Annotated in this window: 3 protein-coding genes; all 3 read left to right on the top strand. The window is 48.7% G+C overall.

Annotated features, from left to right (window positions below; all coding sequences use genetic code 11):
* Positions 1-409: 409 nt before the first annotated feature.
* Entirely contained in the window at positions 410-2,794 is a 2,385-nt protein-coding gene (locus RQ738_RS13065) for a phosphoketolase family protein (protein ID WP_314165737.1), read from the top strand.
* Positions 2,795-2,799: 5 nt separating this feature from the next.
* Positions 2,800-4,500 carry an alpha-glucan family phosphorylase gene (gene glgP / locus RQ738_RS13060; RefSeq protein WP_314165736.1) on the top strand — a complete coding sequence of 567 codons (1,701 nt, stop codon included), beginning with the start codon at positions 2,800-2,802 and terminating at the stop codon, positions 4,498-4,500.
* A gap of 72 nt (positions 4,501-4,572) precedes the next feature.
* Positions 4,573-4,905: a type 1 pili tip component gene (locus tag RQ738_RS13055; protein WP_314165734.1), complete on the top strand. Its 333-nt coding sequence runs from the start codon at positions 4,573-4,575 to the stop codon at positions 4,903-4,905.
* The last annotated feature ends 237 nt before the right edge of the window (positions 4,906-5,142 follow it).

The following is a 5,142-nucleotide window of genomic DNA, read 5'->3' as shown; positions in this document are numbered from 1 at the left end:
GACTGAAATCGCCTTATATCACGCGCTTGGAGCGCTACCTGCCCCGAAAACTACCCATGAATTTTTCTGACGAGGCAGATAAATAAACGATAATCTTGAGATGATATGTTAGATTCCTGTGGGCGAAATATGCCCAACCTGGAGAAAAACTGATTCTGGCACAATACGCCACTACTGGAAAACCTTGGCATAGGACAAAGCCTGGTCATCCAATCATAAAAAGTAGTCCGATAGCGGTGGTGTACCTATATTCAATCGGCAGATCAACAAGGTAGACTTATTCTCAATGTCTGCCGAAAAGGACTCGAAATCACCTGCCTGGCCGAAATATTGCTAAATACCATGTAACAGCTGTTTACTTATCTATTTACATATAAAATGCATAGTTATTCCAAAAGGAGGAATCATCATGGAAGAGATGGTGACCACTGGCCACGAGGTCCTGAGCGGTGAGGAACTGCACAAGCTGGACGCCTACTGGCGTGCGGCCAATTACCTGTCGGTGGGTCAGATATACCTGCTTGATAACCCGCTATTACGGCAGCCCTTAAAAAAAGAGCATGTAAAACCACGACTGCTTGGCCATTGGGGCACGACCCCGGGTCTTAACTTCATCTACGCGCATTGTAACCGCATCATTAAAAAATATGATCTGAACATGATCTATATCGCCGGCCCTGGCCACGGCGGTCCGGGGATGGTGGCGAATACCTGGCTTGAGGGTAGCTATAGTGAATTCTATTCTCCTGTCACTATGGATGCCGAGGGGATGAAAAAACTCTTCAAGCAGTTTTCCTTCCCCGGTGGCGTCGGTAGCCATGTCACTGCAGAGACACCAGGATCCATTCATGAAGGTGGGGAGCTGGGCTATGCCCTCTCCCACGCCTATGGGGCGGCATTCGATAACCCGGATCTGCTCGTCTGTTGTGTAGTCGGAGACGGTGAAGCAGAAACAGGCCCCATGGCCACGAGCTGGCATTCGAATAAGTTTCTCAATCCACAGCGTGATGGCGCAGTGCTGCCAATTTTGCACCTGAACGGCTACAAGATCGCGAATCCCAGCCTGCTCGCACGCATTGGACACGATGAACTCCTGAATTTATTCAAAGGCTATGGTTATAAGCCTTACTTCGTTGAGGGCTCAGAACCCGGACAGATGCACGAGAAAATGGCCACCACACTTGATGCCATTATTGATGAAATCAAATTGATTCAGCAGCGTGCGCGGGTTGATGGCGATACAGGCCGCCCGGTCTGGCCGATGATCATCCTCCGCAGCCCGAAGGGCTGGACGGGGCCGAAAGAGGTTGACGGCAAGAAAACCGAGGGTTCCTGGCGCTCCCATCAAGTGCCGTTCTCTGACACGGTTGAAAATTCAAAGCACCTCAAGCTCCTTGAGTCATGGTTAAAGAGCTATCGTCCCGAAGAGTTGTTTGATGAAACGGGTGCCCTGCTGGAGGAGCTTCGGCAGCTGGCTCCCGAGGGAGCACGCCGTATGGGATCGAACCCGCATGCCAATGGTGGTGAATTACTCAAGGACCTGAAATTACCAGATTTTCGTGATCATGCCATAAAGGTTTCCAAACCCGGCCATACCTTCGCAGAGGCCACGCGAATAATGGGACAGTACTTACGCGATGTCATGAAGGCGAACATGGCCAATCAGAATTTTCGGGTCATGGGACCTGACGAGACTGCCTCAAACCGGCTTGGTGCACTGTTCGAGGTCACTGACCGTGCCTGGATGGCAGAGACATTGCCTGAAGACGAGCATCTGTCACCTGACGGTCGGGTCATGGAAATCCTCTCCGAACATACCTGCCAGGGCTGGCTGGAAGGCTACTTGCTGACCGGGAGACACGGCTTGTTCTCGTGCTATGAGGCCTTTATTCATATCGTCGACTCCATGTTCAACCAGCATGCAAAGTGGATAAACGTCAGCAAGAAAATCCCCTGGCGAAGGCCTGTTGCCTCCCTGAATTACCTGCTGACCTCGCATGTCTGGCGACAGGATCACAATGGCTTTTCCCACCAGGATCCCGGCTTTATAGATGTGGTGATTAATAAAAAATCAAGCATTATCCGTGTCTTTCTGGCCCCTGATGCAAATACCTTGTTATGCGTCACTGATAACTGCCTGCGTAGCCGCGATTCTATAAATGTCATTATTGCCGGCAAACAGAATCAACCACAATGGCTTGGTATGGATGCTGCAATCAAGCACTGCAGTGCTGGTGTAGGTATATGGGAATGGGCAAGTAATGATCATGATGGTAAGCCTGACGTAGTAATGGCCTGTGCGGGCGATGTGCCGACACTGGAAACCCTTGCCGCTGTCGACCTGCTGCGCCAGCATGTGCCTGAACTGAAGGTCAGGGTGGTTAACGTAGTCGACCTGATGACCCTGCAACCGAAAGATGAGCATCCACATGGCCTGACTGACAGGGATTTTGATGTCATCTTCACAACGGACAAACCCATCATCTTTGCCTTTCATGGTTATCCCTATCTCATTCACCGCCTGACATACCGCCGCCACAACCATAAAAATATGCATGTGCGCGGGTTCAAGGAAGAAGGCACTACTACGACGCCATTCGACATGGTGGTCCTGAATGACCTTGACAGGTATCACCTGGTGGGGGATGTTGTCGACCGGGTGGAAAAACTGGGCTACACGGCCGCCTATCTGAAGCAGTTTATTCGCGATAAACTTATTGAACACAAGCAATATATCTCATCTCATGGTATTGATATGCCTGAGATTCGCGACTGGAAATGGCCATATTCATAACATAAATGAATAACGATATCTCAATAGCCTATTTTTCTATGGAGATCGCCCTTGAGTCATCTATCCCGACCTATGCAGGGGGGCTTGGTATATTAGCCGGTGACACACTGCGTTCTGCAGCCGATAGCGGTATATCCATGGCAGGTGTAACCCTCTTGTCTCGTAAAGGCTATTTTCAGCAAAACCTGAATGAAGACGGACAGCAATATGAGGCGCCGGTCATCTGGCCCGTTGATGATTATCTCCTCCCCGCTGGTGCCCGCGCCGTAGTCGAACTCGAAGATCGGCAAGTTTCCATGCGCGCATGGCGCTATGATATCCGTGATTATAATGGACATGTTGTACCTGTATTTCTCCTCGATACTGACGTGGAGGGCAATTCTGACTATGACCGCAGCCTGACTGACAACCTTTATGGTGGTGATGATTACTACAGGCTTTGTCAGGAAATAATCCTCGGCATCGGCGGCATCCGAATATTGCGTTCACTGGGGAATGTGAACATCAATCGTTATCACATGAATGAGGGGCACTCCAGCTTGCTCGTGTTCGAACTTATCGATGAGCTTAAGCAACAACCTGGAGACGAAAAAACGACCGCTGAGCTTCTAGAAGAAGTAAAACGACAATGTGTCTTTACGACACATACACCTGTTGCGGCAGGCCATGACAGGTTCCCCATGTCACTGGCATCCAGGCTATTGAAACAATGCATTCCCTTCAAGGAATGTTCTGATAACCTTTGTTGTAATGGAGAACTTAACCTGACCCACGTCGCACTTGAAACAAGCTATTACATCAATGGTGTGGCCGAAAAACATCGTGAAACCTCCAGGAAACTGTTCGAAGGCTACGACATTGAATCGATCACTAATGGTATTCATGCCGGGACATGGGTATCAAGTTCCATGGGCGCCTTGCTCGATAAAACAATCAAGGACTGGCGCGCTGATAATGCGAGTCTGCGCTATGCAATAAGCATTGCCGATGATGATATTTGGCAGGCACACCAACATGCCAAACGGGAATTGGTAGAATACGTAAACAAGGTCTGTAACGCCAGCATGGACCAGGCTGCCATGACAATAGGCTTTGCCCGGCGTGCCACAATGTATAAGCGCCCCACCCTGCTTTTTACAGATACAGCGCGTCTGGCTTCAATCGCGGCACATTGTGGACCATTGCAGCTGATTTACGCAGGAAAAGCGCACCCCAGAGATACAGATGGAAAGGACTTGATAAGGGAAATATTCAAGTTAAAAAACAAGCTTGGTGACGATATACGACTGGCCTATATTCCCGACTATGATATGGCGACAGGCAAGCTTATGACATCCGGTGTGGACCTGTGGCTTAATACGCCCCTCCCTCCAATGGAAGCCTCTGGCACCAGTGGCATGAAGGCCGCGATTAACGGAGTACCGTCATTGAGCATCCTTGATGGCTGGTGGATAGAAGGTTGTATTGAAGGAGTAACCGGCTGGGCAGTGAGCGATGCAATTGAACAGGCAACCGAAGCTGATTCTATATCCCGCAGTGAAGCCGATATACTTTATTCCAAGCTGGAGAATATTATAATGCCCATGTATTATCATAACCGCAGTGCATATATAGAAATCATGCGAAATGCCATTGCCATCAATGGCTCATTTTTTAACACTGAACGCATGATTAGCCAGTATGTAACCAAGGCCTATTTCAGATAGGCCACCGCGCATCCCTTATGATCAGCATTTATACCAGTCATGCTCAGGAAAAACCGAACAGGAAATTGGCATATGAATATAAAGGAATTATTAAATGACTGGGCATCTCACTCCTGTAGCACTGAGGAGACCGCCGATATTTATATAAAATTGCCTTTTGAAAAAATGGCCGGAATTCTTGCATTGGTCGATATGTTCCCCGGGCGAACCAGGGAACAGATTATCATCGATCTACTTGGCCTGGCATTAAACGAAATAGAAGAAGAATTTCCATATATAAAAGGTGACAGAATCATAACCGAGGACGAGTTCGGTGATCCCGTCTATGAAGACGTCGGTCTTACGCCGCGATTTATCGAACTCACGAAAAGTCACTTGAAGGGACTTAAATCGAAACACAAATAGACTCACTGCTGTCCCGTTAACATAAGCCTGACAAGTGGTAATCTTCGGGGAAATAAGATAACCAGGTTGATTGATGCGCATGAACACATGAAATTTCATCACCCTCTAATCGGCGTTATCCCTTCTCCCTTTGGGAGAAGGCCAGGATGAGGGAGTAAATAAAATATGCCTCGTCAGAAAAATTCATGGGTAGTTTTCGGGGCAGGTAGCGCTCCAAGCGCGTGATATAAGGCGATT

Origin of the sequence: Sulfuriflexus sp. (genome assembly GCF_032250955.1) — a bacterium.
In the GTDB taxonomy this organism is placed as follows: domain Bacteria; phylum Pseudomonadota; class Gammaproteobacteria; order AKS1; family AKS1; genus Sulfuriflexus.
The sequence above is the reverse complement of the archived record's forward strand: the minus strand, read 5'-3'. Positions and strand labels throughout refer to the sequence as shown.

Bases quoted from the DNA above. Each gene is read 5' to 3' on its own strand.
- RQ738_RS13065 (WP_314165737.1), top strand. From the start codon at position 410: ATGGAAGAGATGGTGACCACTGGCCACGAGGTCCTGAGCGGTGAGGAA.
- glgP (WP_314165736.1), top strand. From the start codon at position 2,800: ATGAATAACGATATCTCAATAGCCTATTTTTCTATGGAGATCGCCCTT.
- RQ738_RS13055 (WP_314165734.1), top strand. From the start codon at position 4,573: ATGAATATAAAGGAATTATTAAATGACTGGGCATCTCACTCCTGTAGC.